Origin of the sequence: Burkholderia sp. BE17, assembly GCF_009362305.1 — a bacterium.
In the GTDB taxonomy this organism is placed as follows: Bacteria; Pseudomonadota; Gammaproteobacteria; order Burkholderiales; family Burkholderiaceae; genus Burkholderia; species Burkholderia pyrrocinia_C.
The window spans coordinates 20,252-43,058 of record NZ_WHNU01000013.1; the positions used below are offsets into that span (position 1 = coordinate 20,252).

Consider the following 22,807-nt stretch of genomic DNA (forward strand, 5'->3'; position numbering starts at 1 on the left):
CTCACGTCATCCGCGCGCAGCGCAAGCACGGCGCGCTAGTTGATGTAGCCCTTGTCGGTGATTTCGCCGGCATCGGCGGGGGCGCAGGCGCCATTCGAAAACATCATTTGCCTCCTGTCATTGGTCAGACGGCGAGCACTTGCCGCTCGCCAGCTTCCGCCGCCAGCCGCTCGCGAATCATCCGCCTCACCTGGATGCCAGCGACGTCGCCTCGTATGTCGATCCACCGCGGCGCGTCCGCGTTCATGCGGGACTGCTGCCACTCGAGAATCTGCCGGTCCTCCTGGAAGGTCGTGTCGATCTGGTCGTAGACCAGGTCGGCGGTCGCGGGGTTGTCGATGTCGAAGCAATGCGCCGCGGACCAGAAGTAATGCATGGTGGTCTCCGTCTCGGGCGTGATGCCGTCGAAGATGCGCAGGCCGAAGCCGCCGTCGCGGTTGCCCTGCTGCGCGCCCTGCCCCACGTTCACCGCGCCGGTGTAGATGCGGATGAGGCCGGTGAAGAACTCGATTTCCTGCCAGCGGTCCACGCGCTCGCCGAGCGTAGGCACGGCCTTGGTGTACGTGGGCGGCGGCGTCGAGTCGAGCATCCATCGCACGGCCTTCACCGTGCCTTCGCCGCGCGTCACCTTCATGTCGGCGTTGACGTGGATCTCCGGGTTGCCGCCGATGGTGCGCTTGTGCACGTAACCCAGGTGGCTCAGGTCCATCAGGTTGTCGTTCATCAGCTCCCAGTTGCAGGCGATGGTGTAGCGCTGCTTGCGGTGCGCCCAGCCCGAGTCGGGGTTGTGCCATGGATAGGGCACGATCTTTTCTGGGGCGGCCTGCTCCGCTTCTCCCATCCAGATCCACACGACCTGGTCGCGCTCGACGATGGGATAGCTGCGCACGCGAGCCGCGGGCGGCACCAGTGGCTGGTCAGGGATCTTCACGCACTTGCCGCTGCAGTCGTACTCGAGCCCGTGGTAGCCGCACTGGATGCGGTCGGCAAGCAGTTGCCCGTTCGAGAGCGGCAGGCTGCGGTGGCAGCAGCGGTCCTCCAGTGCGACAGCGCGTCCGTCGGCCTGGCGGTACAGCACCACCGGCTCACCCAGCAGCGTGCGGGCCAGCGGCTTGTCGTTGGTCAATTCATGCGGCCACGCTGCGACGTACCAATTGTTCCGGATGAACATGGGGAGTTCCTTAACGCGGGTCGTCGCCCGGGTCCTTGGAGATGCCGTTCGAGAGCAGACCACGATTGAAGTTGCGATCGCCGTCATCGGCGTTCACATTTCCCAGGAGCGCTGGATTCTGCGAGCGCGTTAGAAACACTGCGCTATAGCGCGCAGTGTTGTTCCACGTCACGCGCGTGTCCGACGCCTCTTCCCGTGGTGACACGTCCGCAGCGTGCACTGCGGGGAAAGTGGCCAGGAGGCTGGCCGTGCCGATGGCCTGCATTGCGGCCACAGGCTTCGTCGAAGTGAATCGAGAAAGCCCGACCTTAGGCAGCGGCATTTCATGGCGCATGGTCATATGTCTCCAATTTTTTGGTCGCGCTTTCGTCACGTAGTCAACGGATTGGCTATGAGGAGAACCTCACCGTCGAACGCCGTGCGCGATCATTCGCGCACCGGCGTCGTCTTTCTGCAAGGCGACGAGTTCCAGAAGTCGGCAGGGCTCGCAGCCCGTGACACCCCGATCCAGCACGCTGAGTAAAAGGTACGATTTACGCGGCTGTCACACCCCACCCCAGAAGAGTGGTAAGGGGGCAACCAGCGCCGTCGCCCGTTCGGCACGTTTCAATCGCGGGGAGCGGCCCACTTGTTTGGCACGCACACAAAGCGGGCATAGTTCCCGGTGGGCAGCAGAAGGTGCGGCAACGGCGGACGAGGATTAATGCCCCAGCAATGTTCCGGACGGAGGCACCAAATTTCCCCCCAAAACCTGCTGCGGCGCGACGGGGTTGCTCACGTCGAGCAGAACGCGTCGTTTAACCGAACTGGGTGTGGACAGCGAATGGGCGAGTCCGCGCTTCGGTGCGGGGCTGGATCGACGCCCATGGAACAAGGCACTGCGGGGCCGTGCTTCTGCCAGCGATGTCGCAATCTGCTGGAGGTGACCAGTGAGGCGTTTCCCGGTGAGCGACTCATCGTATGCCGCAATCCGCTATTAGCCGAGGAGCGTAGTCGCAAACGCGAGGCGCTGCTGCAGGCCACTGAAGCCGAATTGATGAAGATCGCCGAGGCGACCAAGCGCATGCGTAATCTGTATTGGCCGAGACCTGACCGGTCAGTCAACGTCAGATTAGGTCTCGGACAATACGACCGCTCGTCGCCAATGGCGGTGATCAACTGCGGATTCAACCCGTCGATGCAACGAATTGATGAAAGCGCTCAGCCGGTGTATCGAAGTCTAGCGTCTTTCGAGGACGCTCATTGAGCCGCCAATGCCAACCGCACGTGCCACCGAAACAGCGAAAACCCGGCGCGAAGCCGGGCTTACTGCAACGCGCGATGCAATCGCTATCAGGCCGACGATGCCGCCGACGCGTTGCTTCCCGCGCGGCGGCGATACAGCCCGAGCGTCGCGCACAAGCCGCAGAGCGCAGCGAAGCTCAGCCAGTAGCCGGGTGCGGCCTTGTCATGCAGGACCTGAATCAGATACGTCGATACCGCCGGCGTAAAGCCGCCGAAGAGCGCCGTCGCGAGACTGAACGCCAGCGAGAAGCCCGCGACGCGCACTTCGACCGGCATCACTTCGGTGAGCGCGGCGACCATCGCGCCGTTGTACATGCCGAAGAAGAACGAGAACCACAGCAGCACGATCAGCATGCGCGCGAAGCTCGGTGCATCGGCGAGCCAGGACAGCGCGGGATAAGCCGTGAAGATCGCCAGCACGGAAATCGCGAGCAGCAGCGGCTTGCGGCCGATCCGGTCGGAGATCGTGCCGCCGATCGGCAGCCAGACGAAATTCGATGCGGCCACGAGCAGCGTCACCATCAGGCTGTCGGAGGTGGACAACTTCAGCACCGACTTGCCGAAGGTTGGCGTATAGACGGTGATGAGATAGAAGGTGGTGGTAGTCATTGCCGTCAGCAGCATGCCGCCGATGACGGTGCGCCAGTTGCAGAGCAGCATCGCAAAAATCTCGCGCGCCTGCGGATGATGCCGCCGCGCTTCGAACGCTGCGGTCTCCTGCAGCGAGCGACGCAGCATGAACAGGAACGGCACGATCGCGCAGCCGATGAAAAACGGCACGCGCCAGCCCCATGCGCCGATCTGCTTCGCGGACAGCCACTGGTTCAGCCCGTAACCGATGGCCGCCGCCACGACGATGGCGACCTGCTGGCTCGCCGACTGCCAACTCGTGTAAAAGCCCTTGTTGCCGGGCGTCGCCATTTCCGCGAGATAGACAGACACGCCGCCCAGTTCCGCGCCGGCCGAGAAGCCCTGCAACAGACGCCCGAGCAGCACAAGCGCTGGCGCGAGCAGACCGATGGTCGCGTACCCCGGCACGCAGGCAATCAGAATGGTGCCGCTCGCCATGATCGACAGCGTGACGATCAGGCCGGTGCGCCGGCCGACCTTGTCGATATACGTGCCGAGAAAGATCGCGCCGAGCGGGCGCATCAGAAAGCCCGCGCCGAACACCGCGAAGGTGAGCATCAGCGAGGCGAACTCGCTGGTGGACGGGAAAAAGATCTTCGAGATCGATGTCGCGTAGAAGCCGAACAGAAAGAAATCGAACTGTTCGATGAAATTGCCGCTGGTCACGCGCAACACGGCGGCGGCCCTCGTCGTGGGAGAAACGCCGGACGTAGTGGCGCTCGGTTCTGTGCGATTCATTGCGTCTCCTGCTTCTTGTCTATGGTGATGAGCGCCCGGCAGGCGCCCAGTGAGTGCTAATCCGAACCGAGGCTCAGTGTGTTGCGTTGCCGCTTCTCTATCGACGATTTGAGCAACGCCGCCGAGCGGAAGATGCCGTGCGCGAACTTGCCGTAAGGCAGCGTCGCGAACAGCGCCATCACGACGCCGAGGTGAATCGCGAGCAGCGACGGCATCGCCGAGGTCGTTCGGAGCGCGAGCAGCGCGAGACCCGATGCGCTCGTCAGCAGCAGGAGCGCGATGAAGCCGCGGTCCATCGGACGCTGACGGGCATCGCCCCGCTCCGGAACGCGTCTCAGGTTCAGCCACAGCAGTCCCGCCGGCCCCGAAATCAGTCCGATGCCGCCTGCCGTTCCCAGCAGCACCGGCACGCTCAGAAACCGATACGGCGCTTCCAGACCGAATGCATAGTGATAGAGCGTCGCGACTGCGGTTGCCGCGAAGCACAGCATGAAGCCGTAGAACGTCAGGTGATGGAAACGGCGCCGCGCCAGCGTGAAGGCATCGTTCTCTTCGTTGCAGCCGTCACCGTGGCCGCCGTCCAGGTATTTGAGCGTCAGCGCGTTCTTCGCCGCTTCCGCGACGGCTGGCGCGCTCGCCGTTCCCGCCGACACGTCGCGCCAGAAGCGCGTGACGCCCAGAGCGAGCGCGAGAATGGCGAACAGGAAGACGATGCCGAACATCGCCGCGAGCAGGTTGTGCGGGAAGATCGCGTAGAAGTTCGCTGGCGCGACATCACCCGACAAGCCGCCGTGCAATGCCGTGCCGAGCACCAGAAACAGCGCGAGTCCGGCCGCCAGTGCAACCGACAGAGTCAGGCCGTTGCGCTTGTACAGCGCGCCGAACGACGCGGGAAACGCGTATTCGGTGTAGGTTTCGAGCCGGACTTCGGCCATCGCTTTCGGCACGTTCACGCCGAATTCGTGCGGCGGCGCGTACTGGCACGCGTGATAGCACGCGCCGCAGTTGTGGCAGAGATTCGCCAGATAGTTGACGTCCGCCTTGCCGAATTCCAGGCGGCGCGTCATCGCCGGGAACACGGCGCAGAAGCCTTCGCAATAGCGGCAGGCGTTGCAGATCTGCATCTGCCGCGCCACTTCGGCTTCGCCGGCGCTCATCGGCACAATGGGGATCACGCGCGCCATGCTGTCGTGTGAAGTTTTTTTCCTGTCGACCGATAACGCAGTGTGCGGGCGTTCGGGCGCGAGCGAGTCAGACTTCTGCACTGGTTGCCTCCGTTTTTTTGAACGCGACGCGCGCGGCCTGCGTCCCGGCAATGCGCCCGAAGGCCGTGCCGATCGACATGCCGACGCCCGCTGTATAGCCCTTACCGAGCACGTTTCCGGCCATCATTTCGCCGGCCACGAACAGATTCTCACTGGCTTTGCCGCCGAAGTGGACCTGCGCACGATCATTGGTCTCGAGACCGAGATACGTGAACGTGATGCCTGGCCGCAACGCATACCCGTAGAACGGCGGCGTATCGATGCGGCGCGCCCAGTGCGTTTTGGGCGGCGCGAGGCCTTCGGTGTGGCAGTCGTCGAGCGCGGTGTGGTCGAAGGTGCCGTCGCGGCATGAATCGTTATAGCGCACGAGCGTTTCCATGAAGCGCGCTTCCGGCAGCCCGAGCTTGCGCGCGAGTTCCGGCAGCGTGTCGGCTTTTTCGCCCGGAAACACCGGTGGCATGAAGCGGCCGATTGCTTTCGAGTCGATGATCGAATAGCCGATCTGGCCTGGCTGATGCGCGACGAGCCGTCCCCAGATTGCATAGCGCTTCGGCCAGAAATCCTCGCCTTCGTCGTAGAAGCGCTCGGCGTCACGATTCACCACGACGCCCAGCGACACGCAGTCGATGCGCGTGCAGATGCCGCCGTCATACAGCGGCGCGCGTGCATCGATGGCGACGCAGTGCGACTGCGACGGGTCGCCGATCATGTCCGCACCGGCGTCGGTCATATGCTTGATGAGCATGCCCTTGTTGAAGCGCGTGCCGCGAATCAGGAAGTTGTCGGCAGGCCATTCGCCGCGCTCGTTTTGCCCCCACGCCTCGCGCAGCCATTCCCGATTTGATTCGAAGCCGCCGGCCGCCAGCACGCAGGCGCGCGCCTCGAAGCGCTGCCTGCCGCTGCGCGCCGCGATGAAGCGGCTGCCGTCGAGTTCGAGCGAATCGATGGGCGTTTCATAGCGGATATCGACGCCGAGGGCTTCGGCGCTGCGGTAATACGCGTTGACGAGCGCCTTGCCGCCGCCCATGAAGAACGCATTGGTGCGTGCCACGTGCAGCGCGCCGGACAGCGGCGGCTGGAAGCGCACGCCGTGCTTCTGCATCCACGGCCGACACGACGACGACGCGCGGATCGTCAGCCGCGCGAGATGCTCATCCGTGATGCCGCCGGTGACTTTCAGCAGGTCCTGCCAGAATTCCTCTTCCGGATAGGCATCGACGAGAACGTCCTGCGGCGCATCGTGCATGCAGCGCAGATTGCGCGTGTGTTGCGAGTTGCCGCCGCGCCATTCGCGCGGCGCGGATTCGAGAAGCAAGACCGAGGCGCCCGCTTCGCGCGCCATCAATGCGGCACACAGCGCGGCATTGCCTCCTCCGATTACGAGCACATCGACCATTAGATTCGTCTCCTTTCGGACGAATCGTAAGGGTCTCGTGCCCGCTTCGCTACCAGCCAGCCGTCAAGGGGTCTTCACTTTTCGTGAAGACTCGGGCTCCCGCAGTCGCGCGCCGGGCCAGCGGCCTTCCTGCACCAGTTGACGGGCGACATCGGCGAGGACCACGCGCGCAGCGAGACCGGCGGGAGACAGTTCGTCGTCGGAGATGCTGGCGATCATGTTGGGCCGCGCGGCATATTTCTCCGCGACGGGCACGCTCGTCAGCACCACGTTCTCGGGCCTTGCGAGCGCCGCGCCCGGCTGTATCGTCGCGCCGATGCCGGTACGGACGAAGTCCATCAGCAGCGCAAGGCCGTCGACTTCGGCGACAATGTTCGGCTCGTATTCGGCGCGCCTGAACGCTGATAACAGCAGCGAACGCAGCCCGTGCGTACCGCTGGGAAGGATGAGCGGAAGCCTGCCGAGATTTTTTAGCCGGACGGATGCGCTCGTCGGCATGCCATCGAGATCGCCCGCACCGATCAGGAACAGCCGCTCGTCCAGCAGCGGCAGCACGCTCCAGCGTTGCGCGGATTCCTCGCGAAACAGCACGGCGAGATCGATCTGACGCGCGCTCAGCATGGACGCAAGATAGCCGGAGAGACTTTCGACCATGTGCAGCCGCACATCGGGATAGCGCGTGCGCATTGCCTGCATGAATGCGACACCTAGCACGCTCGCCGTACTCGGCGCCATGCCGACGCTGACATGACCCGACAGACGGGCCGAGCGTGCAGCAAGCGCAGCATCGTCGATATGACGCATCGCGAGTTGCGCCTGACGCCAGAACGCCAGACCCGCGTCGGTCGGAACGACGCCGCCCGAGGTGCGTTGCAGCAGACGCGTAGACAGCTCGCCTTCGAGACGGCTGATCTGCTGACTCAATGCCGAGGTCACCACGCCGAGTTCCAGCGCTGCCTTGCCCATGCTTCCGTGTTCCACGACGCTGAGAAAATAGCGTAGTTGTCTGAGTTCCATTCCGCGATCGGTCAGAGAGATTGGGGTGAGCATCCAACTTAGGCTCAAGCATTCGAATTGCAGACTACGAGTTTCCAAGACCGCCATACCTGAAGCTAACCCCTCGTAGCCTTGCTAAAAGTATATCCTCGGCATAGGCGCCGCAACGCCTCCCCTGCAGCGTCTGCAACCCGTGTGAAAACGGACTCTCGAATGACGTTCCAATGGCTCATTTGAACGGCCGCTTCTGGCCGAACTGAGTCAGCCGATCTGACGCTGCCTGTTTGATCTAGTCCAACCTTTTACACGTAATCGACTCAAGGGCATCGAAGCGATTGCTTTGCGCGTGGGCCGCATCATCGATCATTTCAAGATGGCCAAGCATTTCGAGTTGAACATCACCGACTCGAGCTTTACGTGGCTGCGTAAGTCGGAACAGATCCAGCAAGAGCCCGCGCTCGATGGTCTGTATGTGGTGCGCACGAGTCTATCGGCAACGGAGCTGCCCGCCGAGGCGGCCGTGACGGCCTACAAAGGACTAGCGGTCGTGGAGCGCGCTTTCCGTTCGCTTAAGACGGTCGATTTGCAGGTGCGCCCTGTGTTCCACTGGAACGCCCAACGTGTGCGCGCACACGTCTTTCTATGCATGCTTGCCTATTACGTCGAGTGGCACATGCGCGAGACTTTAAAGCCGATGCTGTTCGATGACGAATATATCGAATTCGCGCGTGCAACGCGGGTCTCACCAGTGGCTAAAGCACGGCGCTCGGATCACGCGAAAGCCAAGGATGCCACCCGGCTTAGCGAGGACGGCTTGCCGCTCCATAGCTTTCGCACGTTGCTCGATGATCTGGCTACGCTTGCCTACAACGTCTGTCACACCCCTCTCAATCCGCAAGCGAAGATCGTCATGATCACACGGCCGACTCCGGTACAAGAAAAGGCCTTCCACCTGCTCAACGTCAGCCCCGCAATCTGTACCCAGTAATCGTCTCGTTCACGCACGCATAACCGTGAGAAATCAATGATCTATGCGCGGCGCACACTCAAAGTTCGGCTTAGCCATCCGGTAACGTTCTGAGATAACTTAACTCCATCCACGATTGAGCAAGAAGCGGCAAGCATGGCGAACCGGTCGGACCGGCGCTTGCAGATCCTGATATATCCGGCGGCAGCATTACGAAGCCAAGAGGCCGATGAGGGGCAAGCGCGCAAACTTCCATGATGGCTCGTGCTGATGGCAGGCACATCAGAAGCCGAATGTACGGACGCAGTCAAGACCTTCGAAAATGCACACCGATCTTGCTCATAGGCGGGAGTCCATGTACGGATATAAAGCTGCAACCCTACCTCGGTGACGCCAGAACGACCAAAAGCCTGGGAGGCGTTCATATAAAGTCATATCAGTTCAAGGAACCTATCCGCACTGTCGCAGACGGCCTGGAATGGTCCTATGGCTGGGAAGCCGCGGCCGCGCAGCGGCTGCGCTTCGTGTTGGACTTGGCCTATGAGGTCAAGCGCGCCAGGCAGATGCGTCAGGCCTTCGCGGAGCGCGCATAGCAGAGGCGCGGCGCGACGAAGGCGCAGAGGTTTACACAGGGTTTTACCCGAGTCAGTAACAGCTACGTTTTGCGCGGAAACCGAGATCACCCCGATGTCGAGCGCCAGGCTCTCGCATGACGTCACTGGAGGGACCTTTGTCGGGGACGTTCAATCGGCGATTGCGGGCAGCTCGCATTCGCCGGCTCCGAGCCGCTGCCAGTGAGCTTCCGATTCCGGCAACACATGACGGATGCCGAAGTCACTGGCTTGCCACTGCTCCCCATGCAAATCGCCTGAACGTGCGACCGATGTCGCTCGCGCGATGCGGCACCACGCCCACGTCAGCAAGGTGAAGCCCGCGCCGTGCAGGAAGTCGTCCGCGACCTGGATCGGCCACTGCGACCCGGCCGAGTGCAGCAATTGATCGACGCCACCGCGAAGCTGCCGCACTTGCCGCTGCAATGTTTCAGCATGCATCTCCAGCCCCTCGACTGCGCGGCACACGACGACTTCCGAGTCCATCTCTTCCAGCAGCAGCTCCATCGCATGACCGCCATCGGCGATCACCTTGCGAGTGACCAGGTCGATCGCCTGGATCGCGTTCGCACCCTCGTAGATCATCGCGATGCGGCTGTCGCGTACCGTCTGTTCGATGCCGTAGTCATGCACGTAGCCGTAGCCGCCCCACACCTGTAGCGCATCGTTGGCGCCGTGATGCCCGACGTGCGTGAAGAATGCCTTGGCGATGGGCGTGAGCACGCCCAGCAGTTGCTGCGCACGTTCGCGCTCAGCTGCGCTGCGATGGTAATCGGCCTCGTCGAGCAGCTGCGCGATGCGAAAAGCGCAGACACGCGCGCCGGAGGTCAGGGCCTTCAGCCGCCAAAGCGTGCGTCGCACCGATAGCTGCGCCGACAAGGCCGCACCGAACTGCGTGCGCTCGTTGGCATAGCGGATTGCATTCTGCGTCGCCGCCTCGAGGTGTGCCACGCCCTGCAGTGCCACATGCAGTCGCGCCGAATTCATCATCACGAACATTGCCGCAAGGCCGCAGTGCGGCTGGCCGATGAGCCATCCTGTTGCCTGTTCGAAAGACATCACGCACGTCGCGCTCCCTTTGATGCCCATCTTCTTTTCAATGCCGTCGCAGCGCACGGCGTTGCGCTTCCCGTCGGGCAGCACCTTCGGCACGAGGATCAGCGACAGTCCCTTGCCGCCCGCCGGCGCGTCGGGCAGGCGGCACAGAACCAGATGCACGATGTTGTCGGTGAGGTCGTGCTCGCCGCCGGAAGTGAAGATCTTGCTCCCCGTGACCTGCCACGTGCCATCCCCGGCCGGAGCCGCCCGCGTGCACACCGCGCCGAGATCGCTGCCCGCTTGCGGCTCGGTGAGGCACATCGTTGCGAGCCACTCGCCGGCTGCGATCTTGCCGAGGTAACGGTCCTTGATGTCCTGCCGCGCATGCGCCTTGAGACAGCGATAGGCGCCTTCGGCCAAGCCCGGATACATCGTCCATGCGTGATTCGCGGCTGCGAGCATTTCGTTCAGTGCGGCGCTAAGCACATGCGGCAGCGCCTGGCCGCCGTCCTCCTCGTCGCAGGCGAGCAAAGGCCAGCCCGCGTCGACGAAAGCGCGCAACGCCTGGCGATACCCCGCTGGCGTGCACACTTGCCCGTCGCTAAAACTGCAACCTTCGAAGTCGCCCGCCGCGTTGATTGGTCCGATCACCTCCGCGGCGAAGCGGCCCGCCTCTTCGAGAACATGCAACGCCGTCTCGATGTCAATCTCCGCTCGTCCTTGCAGCACCGGCCAGCGCTCCGGGATGCGCAGAACCTCTTCGATCACGAAGCGCATCTCGCGCAGGGGCGGCACGTATCTCCACATTTTTCAATACCTCAGTTGCGCGTTGCTAAACCCTTGCCGCAGTGCGGCTCAACGCTCATGCCTGCGGCAGTCAGCGCGAGGGTCACACATTTACCGGCACGTTTGTCACAGATCTACTTTCCTCTACGAGTTCGGCGCCCACTGCTCAACCCAAAGCGGCACGAATCCCGGGCGGCACGGGCACCGCCGCGATCCCGCCGTCCTCGCGCCGCCGCGCGAAGACGCGGACCTCCTCGCACTGCATGACGAGATCGTCGCCGCGCATCACGCGATGGTGCTGCACGAAGCTCTTGCCGCGAAGTTCCGTGATGGACGTATGAATCCTCAGCGTGTCTCCGTAGCTGGCGGCATTCACGAACTTGGCGCGTGTATCCACCAATGGTGTTCCGATGATACCCAGTGTCCGCTCCATTTCGCGCCAGGGCGGTACGCCGCACTCCAGAAAGAAGTGCTGCGAGGACGCATCGATCCAGCGAAAGAAGTTCGGAAACCAGACGATGCCCGCGGGGTCGCAGTCACCGAACTGCACCTTGATCGTAAAAACGACTTCTTTCATTGGTCATTCAATTGGAACGACCGAAAGCCGGCCATGGCATGCTGCCGACGATCGAGGCGAAAGCGAACACTCCCACCGCGATGACCAGGATCAGCAGCACAACACAGACTCGGTCGCCGGCGTCCCGAAGCTTCATGCCGGGTCACCCATCTTCAAGATGAGCTTGCCGGGGTTCTTGCCCGTGAAGACCGACAGCAGGAGTGCAGGGGCTTTCTCGAAGCCTTCGTGCACGTCCTCCTCGACGCGCAGCTTGCCCTGCTGCACCCACTCGGCGAGCTGCTTCGCGCCCTGTTCAATTCGGTCGGCGAAGTAGAACAGGTGCACGCCTTCGACGCGAAGCATCTTCGTGACGATCTGGCCGTAGTTCTTCGGCCCCTGGAAATTCAGGTCCGCATAGCCCTGCGACATCGCGCCGCAAATCACCATGCGCCCGCGCGGCTTCATGTGCAGGAACATCTCGTCGAGGATGTCGCCACCGACGTTGTCATAGTAGGCGTCGACGCCGTCCGGGCACAGTTCGCGCAGCCGCACCGCGATGTCGTCCGACTTGTAGTCGATCGCAGCGTCGTAATGGCCGCTTTCGACGATCCAACGGCACTTGTCGGCGCCGCCGGCAAAGCCGATCACCTTCTTCGCGCCGAGGGCCTTGGCGATTCCGCCGACCACATACCCGGTGGCCCCGGTGGCGGCCGAGACCACCACAGTGTCCCCCGGCTGCACGCGCAGCACGTCTGCCGTGCCGAAGTATGCCGTGAGCCCGCCCACACCGAACATGCCGAGGTTCCACGACAAGGGATAGTTCGCCTTGGGCAGCACCCGCAGCGGCCACGGGCCGCCGTCCGGCCGCACCACGAGGTAGTCCTCCCAGGTCATGAAGCCGTCGACCAGGTCCCCTTCCTTGTAATCCGGGTGGCGCGAGGTCACGACCTGGCCGATGCCCATCGTGCGCACCGGCGTGCCGGGCGCTTGCGGCGGCATGTAGCCACCATCCTCGGTCATCCAGAGCCGCTGGGTCGCATCGAAGCCGAAGTACAGCGTGCGCAGCAGCACTTCGCCGTCGCCCGGCTCGGGCACCGGGCCTTCCTTGTACTGGAAGTCCTCAGGGCACAGGTCACCGACGGGGCGTCGGCTCATGAGCCATTGGCGGTTAATGGGTTGAGTCATGTTCGTCTCCTTGGTGTTGATTGGGTTCTGCTGATCGGGGTCTGCTCGCCGTCACTTGGCGTTCACGCCGAGCATCTTGAAAAGGACCTTGTCCAAGGCGCGATCGGGCATCCAGCGCCCGATGTGCCAGCCCTTGTCGAGCGGATAGCGGATGCGCGGCCGCGCCGACTCGAGGGCGTGCCGCACAGCCTCCAGCACGACGGACATCGGCGCTGCCGTCTTCTCCTGCTGCAACACCAGCGCGGAGAAGTGCTGCCACATCGGACCGTAGTCACTGTTCGCATAACGGTCGTCCTTCAACTGGGCGCGGGTCTTGTCGAACATCGCGGTGCCGATGAAACCCGCTCGATGGTGGTGACGTCGATGCCCATGAACTTCAGCTCGCGCCGCAAGGCCTGGCCCACCGCCTCGACCGCATGCCTAGAGGACAAGTACGCCCCTATGAAGGGCAGCGTCATCGCGCCGGACACCGACCCCATGTTGATGACCCGCCCCTTCGGCCCGGTGCCGCCGCGACGTGCACCCAGCGCCCGCAGGAAGGCGCGGGTCACCCCCAGCATCCCGAAGACGTTGACGTCGAAGACCTTGCGAATCTCTTCCTCCCGCTGCATCAGCAACGGGCCGGACGGGCCGATACCGGAGTTGTTGATCAGCGCCGCGAGGTAGCGGCCGCCCAGCACCTCGTCGGCCTGCGTCACCGACTGGTTCAGCGCAGCCCGGTCGGTCACGTCGAACACCAGCGGCACGAAGGCGTGGCCCCAGCGCGTCACCAGCCCGTCGGCATCGGCGAGCCGGCGCACGGCCCCGCAGACGAGGTACCCGCGCTGCATCAGGTCTTCGGCGATGGCAAGGCCGATGCCGGAGGAAACGCCCGTGATGACAGCGACGGGGCGCGGTTCTTGGGTCTTGTTCATGTTCATGCCTGCGTCATTCGGCTCTGGGTCCGCGTGCCTCAGGGGGCGTGCGTCAGTTCGATGCCGCCGTCCACCACGAGCCGTGTGCCGGTCACGTAGCGCGCTTCATCGCTGGACAGGTACAGCACCGCGTGGGCGACGTCGTCGGCGGTGCCGAACTCGCGCATCGGGATGCGCGACAGGAAGGCCTCACGCAGCGCTTCCGGCGGGGCCCCGACCTGGGGCGACAGCGTCGAGAACAGCCCTTCGAGCATCCGCGTCTGCATCATCCCGGGATGCACCGAGTTGCAGCGGATGCGGTAGCCCGACTGCAGGCAGTACGAAGCCACCGAACGCGTGTACTGCGCGACGCCGGCCTTCGAGAAGCCATACGGCGCCAGCTGCGGCATCGGCGTGAGCGCCGCGATCGACGACATGTTGACGATCGCACCGCCGTGGGCCTTCATCGCCTCGATGCCGTAGCGGCAGCCCAGGAACACCCCTTCGCCGTTGATGCGCAGCATCTCGCGCCACTCCGCGAGCGACGTGTGCTCGGGATCGGCGATGCCGTTCACCGAGCCGATGCCAGCGTTGTTGACCAGGATGTGCAGCGGCCCGGCCGCACCGATGGTGGCCATAACGTGCGCCCAGTCGCTCTCCTTCGTCACGTCATGGTGGCAGTAGCGGGCACCGGTGTCGCGCGCCAGCTGCTCGCCGCGGGCGTCGTCGATATCGGTAATGAACACCGACGCGCCCTGCGCGCGCATCATGCGCACGATCGCTTCGCCGATGCCTGCGGCGCCGCCGGTGATGAGCGCCGTCTTGCCGGCCACGCGGCCTGTACCTTCCGCTGTCTTGTTCATGTTCATACCGTGAAGATCAAAAATGGGTGGGAAGTCGGGCGGTGTGCCCGCCATCGACGATCAGCTCGGTGCCGGTAACCATCGCACTGTCGTCACTCGCGAGGAACACGACGGCGCGAGCGATGTCATCGGGCGTTGCCACCCGTCCCAGCGGGATGTCCTGGGCGAACGCCTTGAGCATGGTCTCGCGATCGCCAAACAGCGGCACGGCCGCGTCGAACATCGAGGTGTCGACATACGATGGAAGGACGGTGTTGCAGCGGATCGGGTAGCCCTTCTGGGCACAGTGCATCGCTACGGACTGCGTCAGCGCCCTGACGCCCCCCTTGCATGCGGAGTAGCCCACCGTGCTCGGCACGCCGCGCAGCCCCGACACCGAGCCCAGGTTGACGATGGCGCCCGCCTGCGCACTGCGCCGGATGGCACGCACGCCGTGTTGGCAGCCGAGGAACACGCCAGTGAGGTTCACCGCCAGCTCGCGGTTCCACTTCTCCAGCGACAGTTCCTCGAAGTCCACCGGCGACGTGATGCCGGCGATGTTGCAGACGATGTGGATCGCACCGAAGGCCTGCTCCGAACGCGCGATCGCGGCGGCCCAGCCGGCGTCGTCGCCCACGTCGAACACCTCGACGCTGGCGCGCCCGCCCTGCTCGCGCAGCAGCGCCGCAGTCTCCTCGGCGCTGGCGCGTTGCACATCGGCGACGACGACGCTTGCGCCTTCGGCCGCCAGGCGCAGTGCCGTGCCGCGGCCGATGCCGGAGCCGGCACCGGTGACCAGTGCGACCTTGTTGCTCAACTTCATGCTTGTCTCCTTTGTGTCTGTCATTGCAATCTTCTTCACGCGTTCCTGAGAGGACGGCGATCTGCCTGATCAGCAGGTAAGACCCAGGCGCTTGAGTACCTACGCGGCATTTCGACGGATCAGGGGTTGCACCAACCCTCCGCATAGAGCTGCTGACAAAGAAGCCCAAAGCGCATGGTCACTGTGTAGCTCTCGCCATCCGCGATAAGGGAGGGGCGGGTGTCGCGGAACAGCTTCTCGATGGGATATTCGCGTGTCGTGCCCACCCCGCCGAAAAGCTGGAACGCCTCGTGGACCACTTTCATCGCCTCTTCGGTTACCGTCACCTTGTTGGCTGCGGTGACATAGGGGTGGGTCCGCTTCGAAAGGCGTGCAAACGCGACGGAGCGCCGAGACGTCGCGCGAGCCATTTCAATCCGGCGCAGCATATCGCCGAGACGATAGCGGGTCAGCTGATGATCGATCAGCAGCCTTCCGCCCTGTTTACGCTCATGGCAGTACTGCAGCGCCATCTCGAACGCCGCGCGGGCGACGCCCACGAATATCGGCGACATGTGTGCTCCGGCGTAAGACCACACCGAAGCAAAATTGCCGTAGAACTCGTCTTTCAACGCGACGGCGAAGCGTTTCGGCACACGAACGTTGTCAAAATAGATTTCCCCTTGAGGAAGCGCGCGCAGGCCGATTTTTTCAAGCGGCTTGCCGCGCGAGACCCCGGGAAGGTCGAGAGGGATGATCACCCCTACACCGTGCGGCCGGCCATTTTTGTCGAGCCGTCCATCGCCATAGTCCGCGCCCATATAGGCGATCGCCACTTGCGCAACGGCGCCGTTGGATACCCAGGCCGAGCTTTGTCCGTTGATCACGATCTCGTCGTCGCCCACCTTCGCCCACAGGTTGCCTTGATTACCCGGCGTGTCTTTGGGCCAATCGCGTTCGATGTCGAACACTTGGAAGTCGCTGCCCCGGTCGGGCTGCGTTCCCATCCAGCACCCGATGCGTCCGGCACACAGCTCCACCAGTTCCTGGTTGCCGGCCGCAACAGCCATTTGCATAGGGAAGTTGGCGACGCCCAGCGACACAGCAAGCCCGCTGTCGCCCCATCCGAGCTCCTCGGCGATCATCGATTCCATGCGCAACGCCGTCTCGGCTGGTAGCGAAGCGAACAGCGCGGGATCTACGCCGAGCTTCGCGAACTCTGCGAAAACCGAGTAGAAAGGCGATCCTGGGGCAATGGCCTCCTCCGCGGTCATCTTGTCCAGCGCCGTGCCCATTGGGCGGAGGACTTCCTTGGCAAACCGATGAAGCGTCTCCTGCACGGCACGCTCCTCTTCAGACAGCGGCGTTTCGAAACCGCTCAGGCAAACGTCCGGCAAGTTCAGTTCAGTTTTCAGCTCCAGCATTTTCGTCTCCTTTTGATTTCAGCAACGTGTTATGAGTTGGGTAGGCCTTTGGCAAATTTCGCCAGCGCCGGACGTCCTACAGGACCTCGAATAAGCCTGCGGCCCCCATGCCGCCGCCGATACACATGGTCACGACCACATAGCGCACGCCGCGCCGGCGGCCTTCGATCAGGGCGTGCCCGACCAGGCGGGAACCGCTCATGCCATACGGATGGCCCACCGCGATGGCGCCACCGTCGACGTTCAAGCGATCCTCCGGGATGCCGAGCCGGTCGCGGCAATACAGCACCTGCACGGCAAACGCCTCGTTCAGCTCCCACAACCCGATGTCGTCGATGCCAAGGCCGGCCTTGGCCAGCAGCTTGGGCACGGCGAAGACCGGACCGATGCCCATCTCGTCGGGCTCGCACCCCGCGACCTGGAAGCCGCGGAAGATGCCCAGCGGCTGCACCCCGCGCTGCTGCGCGGCCTGCGCGCTCATCACCACTCAGGCCGAGGCACCGTCGGAGAGCTGGCTGGCGTTACCGGCGGTCACCACGCCGCCGGGACGGACGGCGCGCAGGCCGGCGAGGCCCTCGATCGTCGAGTCGCCGCGGATGCCTTCGTCGCGATCGACGGTGACGGCCCGCGTGGCGATGCGGCCGTCAGGCTCCACCACGGCCATGCGCGTCGCCAGCGGGACGATCTCCTCGCCGAACCGACCTTCGGCCTGCGCGCGCGCCGCCTGCAACTGGCTGCGCAAGCCGTACTCGTCCTGCCGCTCGCGCGAGATGCCGTAGCGCTTGGCGACCACTTCGGCGGTGTCCAGCATGCTCCAGTAGACCTCGGGCTTGCGCGCCTCGACCCAGGCTTCCTTGAGGTTGGAGAAGTTGGCGGTGGACTGCACCACCGTGATCGACTCGACGCCGCCGGCCACGTAGATGTCGCCCTCGCCGGCGATCACGCGCTGCGCTGCCAGCGCGATGGTCTGCAGCCCGGTGGAGCAGAAGCGGTTGACCGTCAGCCCCGCGGTGGTGACGGGGCAGCCGGCCCGCAGCGCGACCTGGCGCGCCATGTTCATGCCGCCGGCGCCTTCAAGGAAGGAGCTGCCGAACAGCACGTCCTCGACCTCGCCGGGTTCGATACCGGCACGCGCGATCGCGTGCTCGACGACGTGGCCGCCGAGCGTGACCGGGTGGGTGATGTTGAAGCCACCCTTGTATGACTTCGTCAGGCCCGTGCGGGCCGTGGAGACGATGACCGCGTCCATCATGCAGCGCTCTCTTCGGTTTTGTCGGATAGGGACGACCAGCCGAGCCGGCGTTCGGACAGGCGGGTCAGCAAGGGCGCAGGCCGCCAGGCTTCGGCGCGGCGCTGGTAGGCAGGGCCGCCCGTCGCGAGGCGGCGCATCGCCGCCACCACGTCTTCGAAACCGCGCTGTTCGGCCGCGAACATCGGGCCGCCGCGCCAGCGCGGGAAGCCGTAGCCGGCGATGAAGACGACATCGATGTCCGAGGCGCGCTGGGCAATGCCTTCCTCCAGCAGGAGGGCGCCTTCGTTCACCAGCGCGAGCACCAGCCGATCGACGATCTCGTCATCGCCGATGCGACGCCGCACCAGGCCCAGTCGCTGCGAATGCGCCTCGATGGCCTGCTGCACGGCTGCGCTGGGCACGGGCGCCCGCTGGCCAGGCACATGGTCGTACCAGCCGCGTCCGGCCTTCTGGCCCGGCCGGTCCATGTCGACCAGGATCTGGTTGAGCTCGGAGTACGGCACGTCGGGATGGCGTTCGCGGTACTGCGCGCGGATCTTGGCGCCCAGGTCGAGCCCGGCCATGTCGGCCATGCGGAACGGCCCCATCGCCATGCCCCAGCGCTCGATCGCGCGGTCGACCTGCTGCGGCAGCGCGCCCTCTTCGATCAGCAGGCCGGCCTGCACGAGGTACGGCGTCAGCATCCGGTTGCCGATGAAGCCTTCGCAGACCCGCGCCACCACGGCCGTCTTGGACAGCCGGCGCCCCAGCGCCATCGCAGTGGCGAGCACATCGGGCGCCGTCTGCGCGCCGCGCACCACCTCGAGCAGCGGCATCACATGCGCCGGGCTGAAGAAGTGCAGCCCCAGCACGTCCTGCGGGCGGCGCGTGAAGGTGGCGATCTCGTCGACGTCGAGCATCGAGGTGTTGGTGGCCAGCACCGCGCCGGGCTTGGCCACCGCGTCGAGCTGCTCGAACACCTGGCGCTTGACCGCCATGTCCTCGAACACCGCTTCGATGAGGAGGTCGGTGTCGCGCAGCGCGTCGTACGACAGCGCCCCGCTGACCAGCGCGATGCGGCGCGCGGCCTCTTCGGCGGCCAGCTTGCCGCGGCGCTGCGCGTCCTCGTAGGTCTTGCGCACCGTCGCGAGCGCCCGATCCAGCGCGGCGGGGTCGCGTTCGACCAGCGTCACCGCCAGCCCGGCATTGGCCAGGCTCATCGCGATGCCGGTGCCCATGGTGCCGCCACCGATGATCGCGGTGCTGGTCACCGTGCGCGGCTTCACACCCGGCGCTAGATCGCTGATCTTGGCCGCCAGGCGCTCAGACAGGAAGGCATGGCGCAGGCCTTCGCTTTGCGGCGTCGCGCGCAGCCGGTGGAAGCGTTCCAGCTCGCGCGCCAGACCGTCCTGGAAGGGCCGCGTGACGGCGTCTTCCAGGCAGTCCAGGCAGGCCTGTGGCCCGAGCAGCTCGGGCCGCGCCTTGACCGCTCCGCGCGCGAACGCGAGGAAGGCCTGGGCGTTCTCCATCCGCACCGGCAGATGGCCGGTACGCCGCAAGGCCACGGCATCCTCCGCCAGCTGGAGCGCAAGCTCGATCGCCTCCGGCAGCGGCGCCTCGTCGGTGACGCGGTCGAACAGGCCGCTGTCGGCCAGCTGGCGTGCGGTGCGCTTGCGGCCGTGCACGATGAGGTCGGTCGCCAGTTCGAGGCCGACCAGCCGCGGCAGGCGCTGCGTGCCACCGGCGCCGGGCACGATGCCCAGTTGCACCTCGGGCAGGCCGACGGAAGTCTGCGCTTGCGCGACACGGGCATGGCAAGCCATCGCGAGCTCCAGCCCACCGCCCAGTGCCACGCCGTGCAGCGCGGCCACCACCGGCTTCGGGCTTTCTTCGATCAGCGACATCAGCGTCTTTGGGCCAGGCTCCAGCAGCACGTCCTGCGTGTCGAACTCGGCGATGTCGCCACCGCCGCAGAATGCCGTGCCCGCACCGGTCAGCACGATGGCCCGCACGGCGGCGTCGGCCAGCGCAGCGTGCAGGTCGTCAGCCAGACGGCGGCGCACTGCCAGCGACAGCACATTCAGCGGCGGCTGCGCCAGCGCGATCACGCGAACGCCGTCGAGATCGGCGTGCGGGTTGTCAATGTTGTCCGGCATCGTATCGCCTCACTTGGTCAGGATGTGGACCGCCACGACGGCTTCCTCCATCGCCGCCAGGCCGCCGCCGTTTTCCTGCAACGCGACGCGGGCGCCTTCCACCTGACGTGCGCCGGCCTCGCCGCGCAGCTGGGTCACCAGTTCGTAGAGCTGGCCGATGCCGGTGGCGCTGAGCGGATGGCCCTTGGACTCCAGGCCGCCGGAGACGTTGATCGGCAGGCGGCCACCGTGGGTGAACTCGCCGCGTTCGGCCGCCGGGCCGCCTTCGCCAGGTGCCACGAACTGCAGGTTCTCGACCTGCAGGATCTCGCCCATCGCCGAGGCGTCGTGCACTTCGGCCACATCGATGTCGTCAGGGCCGACGCCCGCAATCTCATAGGCCTGCTGCGCTGCCAGGCGGCCCGCGGCCAATTCGATCTGGTCAATGCGGCGGTGCGTGAAGCTGCGCATCACGCTGGCGGCCACCTTGATGCAGCGGCGGGGGTCGGCACCGATGCGCTTGAGGCCCTCCTCCGTGCAGACGATGGCCGCCGAGGCGCCATCGGACACCGGCGCGCACATCGGCAGCGTCAGCGGGTAGGTGATCGGCGGCGCGGCAAGCACCTCGTCGATCGTGTAGGGCTTGCGGATCTGCGAGAACGGGTTGTGCACCGAGTGGTTGTGGTTCTTCGCGCACACCGCGGCGACCTGCCGTTGCGTGATGCCGTAGGTCTTCATGTAGTAGCGGCACATCGATGCGTAGACCTGCATCACTTCGCTGTACGGTTTGTCCGACTCGGAGCCCGGCGGCACTTCGACGCCGGCGCCCAGCGCCAGCATGTCGGCCAGGTTCTGCTCGCCCCGGCTCACGTCCCAGCCGCCCTGGAAGACGCTGAACATCTTGGCCTTGTCAGCGACGTTCAGCTTCTCGACGCCGATTGCCAGCGCAACGTCGGTACTGCCGGCGCGCAGGGACTGGATCGCCAGGTGGAAGGCTGTGCTGCCGGAGGCGCAGGCGGCCTCGACGTTGAACGTCGGGATCCCCGTGACGCCGATCTTGCCGAACACGACCTGCCCGGGCACCAGGATCTGGCCCTGCAGGTAACCGTTGGTCGCACCGGCATAGAAGGCGGTGCCGATGTCGCTGACCCGGCAGCCCGCATCCTTCAGGGCGCCATCCAGCGCTTCCTGGGCGAGGTTGTCCAGCGAGCGCTCCAGGTGTCGCCCGAAGACGGTCATCGCGATGCCGGCAATGTAGATGTCATTCATGTCGGAGGTTCCTTCGGATTCAGATCTTGCGTTGGGCCTGCTGCCAGAACTGCTGGCGCAGGTCCTTCTTGAGCACCTTGCCGGCCAGACTGCGGGGCAACGATGCGATGAAGTCCACCGACTTCGGCGCCATCACGCTGCCCAGGCGCTCTTTGCAAAGCGCGATCAGTTCGTCGGCGCTGACGGTCTGGCCGGGGTTCAGCTCCACGACCGCCTTGACGGCCTCGCCCCACTTCTCGTCGGGCACGCCGATCACGGCGCAGTCCTGCACGGCGGGGTGCGACCACAGCACCTGCTCGACCTGGCTCGGATAGACGTTGAAGCCGCCCGTGATGATCATGTCCTTCTTGCGGTCGGTGATGTGCAGCCGGTGGTCGCCATCGAAGTGGCCGATGTCGCCGGTGTGCAGCCAGCCGTCGGCGATGGTTTCGGCGGTCTTCTCGGGATCCTTGTAATAGCCCTTCATCACGATGTCGCCGCGCACGCAGATCTCGCCGGTCTCGCCGTCCGGCAGGATCCGGCCGTCGTCGTCCATGATCTCGACCCGCACCAGCGGGTTGGTGTGACCCACCGACGACAGACGCTCGTCGGAGGCCAACGCCCCGCCCACCATGTGCTCGTCGGGCCGCAGGATGGAGATGCCGGCCGGCGCCTCGGTCTGACCGTAGCCACCCATCAGGATCGGCCCGAAGATCTCGATGGCCTTCTTGAGTTTTTCCACCGACATCGGCGCCGCGCCATACATCAGGTACTTCATCGAAGAGAAGTCAGCTTCGGCAATGCCGGGCACCTCCAGCAGCCGGTAGATCACCGTGGGCGGCAGGAAGAACTCCGTCACTCGGTGCCGCGCCACGTTCTCGATCAGTGCGGCGGGATCGGGCTTGGTGAGCACCACCACCGTGCCGCCTTGCGCGATGCAGGGCACCGACAACAGGCCGGCCGCATGCGTCATCGGCGCCATGGCCAAGTTCACCGGCCGCGCCCCATCCCGGTAGGTGCAAGCCGTCAAGTTGAAGCCGAGGAAGGTCTGCAGGCTGCGATGCGTGTTCATCACGCCCTTGGGCATGCCGGTCGTGCCGCCCGTCGGCGTCAGCATGACGACGTCGTCCATCTCGTACGGAACGACCGGCATGGCCGCCGAAGCATCGCCGAGCCAGGAAGCCAACGACGGTGCCCACGCCAGATCGGCATCGATACAGACCAGGTGCTTGACCTTCGTCAGCGCGTCGCGCATCGGCTCAACGATGGACGCATATGCGTTCTGAAAGAACAGGATCTCGCAGTCGAAGGTGTCGATGATGTAGCGGTTGTCCTCCGCCGAGCTGCGGGGATTGATCGGGATCCACACCTTGTTGGCGCGCCAGATACCCAGCGTGCAGGTCCACGCGGTGACGTCGTTGCCCGACCAGACCGCGCCCTTGGCTTCCTTCGGCAGCCCGAGTGCCAGGAGCTTGTTGGCGATGCGGCAGGACAGTGCGCCCACCTCGTTGTACGTGAAGGCCCGCTCGCCCTGGATGTAGGCGGCGCCGGTCGGGTTCAGGCGCCAGCCGCGGTCGAAGAAGTCGATAACTGCCATGATGTTGATTCC

19 protein-coding genes and 1 pseudogene are annotated in these 22,807 nt (G+C 64.9%); 2 read left to right on the forward strand and 18 right to left on the reverse strand.

Annotation, left to right across the window (positions count from 1 at the left end):
• Nucleotides 1-124 precede the first annotated feature (124 nt).
• Together GD429_RS13240 and GD429_RS13245 are read right to left on the reverse strand one after the other, a co-directional pair.
• Entirely contained in the window at nucleotides 125-1,171 is a 1,047-nt protein-coding gene (locus GD429_RS13240; protein WP_227791634.1) for an aromatic ring-hydroxylating dioxygenase subunit alpha, read from the reverse strand.
• 10 nt (nucleotides 1,172-1,181) lie between these two features.
• On the reverse strand, nucleotides 1,182-1,511 hold the full coding sequence (locus GD429_RS13245; RefSeq protein ID WP_152857333.1) for a DUF1302 family protein: 330 nt from the start codon (nucleotides 1,509-1,511) through the stop codon (nucleotides 1,182-1,184).
• Nucleotides 1,512-2,036: 525 nt separating this feature from the next.
• On the opposite strand from GD429_RS13245, the gene GD429_RS13250 reads away from it, so the two are divergent.
• Nucleotides 2,037-2,417: a hypothetical protein gene (locus GD429_RS13250; RefSeq protein ID WP_152857334.1), complete on the forward strand. Its 381-nt coding sequence runs from the start codon at nucleotides 2,037-2,039 to the stop codon at nucleotides 2,415-2,417.
• Nucleotides 2,418-2,503: 86 nt separating this feature from the next.
• On the opposite strand, the gene GD429_RS13255 is transcribed toward GD429_RS13250, so the two are convergent.
• The 4 genes from GD429_RS13255 to GD429_RS13270 all read right to left on the reverse strand — a co-directional run bounded on the left by GD429_RS13255 (nucleotide 2,504) and on the right by GD429_RS13270 (nucleotide 7,501).
• Nucleotides 2,504-3,823 carry an MFS transporter gene (locus tag GD429_RS13255; protein ID WP_152857335.1) on the reverse strand — a complete coding sequence of 440 codons (1,320 nt, stop codon included), beginning with the start codon at nucleotides 3,821-3,823 and terminating at the stop codon, nucleotides 2,504-2,506.
• Nucleotides 3,824-3,879: 56 nt separating this feature from the next.
• The gene (tcuB, locus tag GD429_RS13260; RefSeq protein WP_321574587.1) at nucleotides 3,880-5,088 is read right to left on the reverse strand and encodes a tricarballylate utilization 4Fe-4S protein TcuB; all 1,209 of its coding nucleotides are present in this window, start codon (nucleotides 5,086-5,088) and stop codon (nucleotides 3,880-3,882) included.
• A complete protein-coding gene (gene tcuA / locus GD429_RS13265; RefSeq protein WP_152857337.1) occupies nucleotides 5,075-6,484 on the reverse strand; it encodes an FAD-dependent tricarballylate dehydrogenase TcuA in 1,410 nt (469 codons plus the stop codon). Before tcuA ends, tcuB begins: the two co-directional genes overlap by 14 nt.
• Before the next feature lie 63 nt (nucleotides 6,485-6,547).
• Nucleotides 6,548-7,501: a LysR family transcriptional regulator gene (locus GD429_RS13270; protein WP_152857338.1), complete on the reverse strand. Its 954-nt coding sequence runs from the start codon at nucleotides 7,499-7,501 to the stop codon at nucleotides 6,548-6,550.
• Nucleotides 7,502-7,826: 325 nt separating this feature from the next.
• On the opposite strand from GD429_RS13270, the gene GD429_RS13275 reads away from it, so the two are divergent.
• Nucleotides 7,827-8,468, forward strand: a complete 642-nt coding sequence (locus GD429_RS13275) for a transposase (RefSeq protein WP_152857339.1) — start codon at nucleotides 7,827-7,829, stop codon at nucleotides 8,466-8,468.
• 722 nt (nucleotides 8,469-9,190) lie between these two features.
• Here GD429_RS13275 and GD429_RS13285 read toward each other — a convergent pair.
• The 12 genes and pseudogenes from GD429_RS13285 to GD429_RS13340 all read right to left on the reverse strand — a co-directional run bounded on the left by GD429_RS13285 (nucleotide 9,191) and on the right by GD429_RS13340 (nucleotide 22,795).
• Nucleotides 9,191-10,891: an acyl-CoA dehydrogenase family protein gene (locus GD429_RS13285; protein ID WP_321574588.1), complete on the reverse strand. Its 1,701-nt coding sequence runs from the start codon at nucleotides 10,889-10,891 to the stop codon at nucleotides 9,191-9,193.
• 157 nt (nucleotides 10,892-11,048) lie between these two features.
• Complete coding sequence (locus GD429_RS13290; RefSeq protein WP_152857342.1) at nucleotides 11,049-11,459, reverse strand: acyl-CoA thioesterase; 411 nt, start codon at nucleotides 11,457-11,459, stop codon at nucleotides 11,049-11,051.
• 132 nt (nucleotides 11,460-11,591) lie between these two features.
• Entirely contained in the window at nucleotides 11,592-12,623 is a 1,032-nt protein-coding gene (locus tag GD429_RS13295) for an NADP-dependent oxidoreductase (protein WP_152857343.1), read from the reverse strand.
• Nucleotides 12,624-12,674: 51 nt separating this feature from the next.
• Nucleotides 12,675-12,947, reverse strand: coding sequence for a hypothetical protein (locus GD429_RS13300; protein WP_152857344.1), 273 nt, complete (start codon nucleotides 12,945-12,947; stop codon nucleotides 12,675-12,677).
• Nucleotides 12,920-13,537: an SDR family oxidoreductase gene (locus tag GD429_RS13305; protein ID WP_193727105.1), complete on the reverse strand. Its 618-nt coding sequence runs from the start codon at nucleotides 13,535-13,537 to the stop codon at nucleotides 12,920-12,922. The genes GD429_RS13300 and GD429_RS13305 overlap by 28 nt, the downstream gene beginning before the upstream one ends.
• A gap of 38 nt (nucleotides 13,538-13,575) precedes the next feature.
• Nucleotides 13,576-14,433, reverse strand: a complete 858-nt coding sequence (locus GD429_RS13310) for an SDR family oxidoreductase (protein WP_227791635.1) — start codon at nucleotides 14,431-14,433, stop codon at nucleotides 13,576-13,578.
• Nucleotides 14,396-15,181 carry an SDR family NAD(P)-dependent oxidoreductase gene (locus GD429_RS13315; protein ID WP_227791636.1) on the reverse strand — a complete coding sequence of 262 codons (786 nt, stop codon included), beginning with the start codon at nucleotides 15,179-15,181 and terminating at the stop codon, nucleotides 14,396-14,398. The genes GD429_RS13310 and GD429_RS13315 overlap by 38 nt, the downstream gene beginning before the upstream one ends.
• A 119-nt stretch (nucleotides 15,182-15,300) precedes the next feature.
• Nucleotides 15,301-16,584 (reverse strand): acyl-CoA dehydrogenase family protein, encoded by a 1,284-nt coding sequence (locus GD429_RS13320; protein ID WP_152857346.1) that lies wholly within the window; start codon nucleotides 16,582-16,584, stop codon nucleotides 15,301-15,303.
• 76 nt (nucleotides 16,585-16,660) lie between these two features.
• A pseudogene (locus GD429_RS13325) lies at nucleotides 16,661-17,836 on the reverse strand (acetyl-CoA C-acyltransferase).
• Entirely contained in the window at nucleotides 17,833-19,971 is a 2,139-nt protein-coding gene (locus GD429_RS13330; protein ID WP_152857347.1) for an FAD-dependent oxidoreductase, read from the reverse strand. Before GD429_RS13330 ends, GD429_RS13325 begins: the two are co-directional and overlap by 4 nt.
• Before the next feature lie 9 nt (nucleotides 19,972-19,980).
• Complete coding sequence (locus tag GD429_RS13335; protein ID WP_152857348.1) at nucleotides 19,981-21,219, reverse strand: thiolase family protein; 1,239 nt, start codon at nucleotides 21,217-21,219, stop codon at nucleotides 19,981-19,983.
• A 19-nt stretch (nucleotides 21,220-21,238) separates the two neighbouring features.
• Entirely contained in the window at nucleotides 21,239-22,795 is a 1,557-nt protein-coding gene (locus GD429_RS13340; RefSeq protein WP_152857349.1) for an AMP-binding protein, read from the reverse strand.
• Nucleotides 22,796-22,807 lie beyond the last annotated feature (12 nt).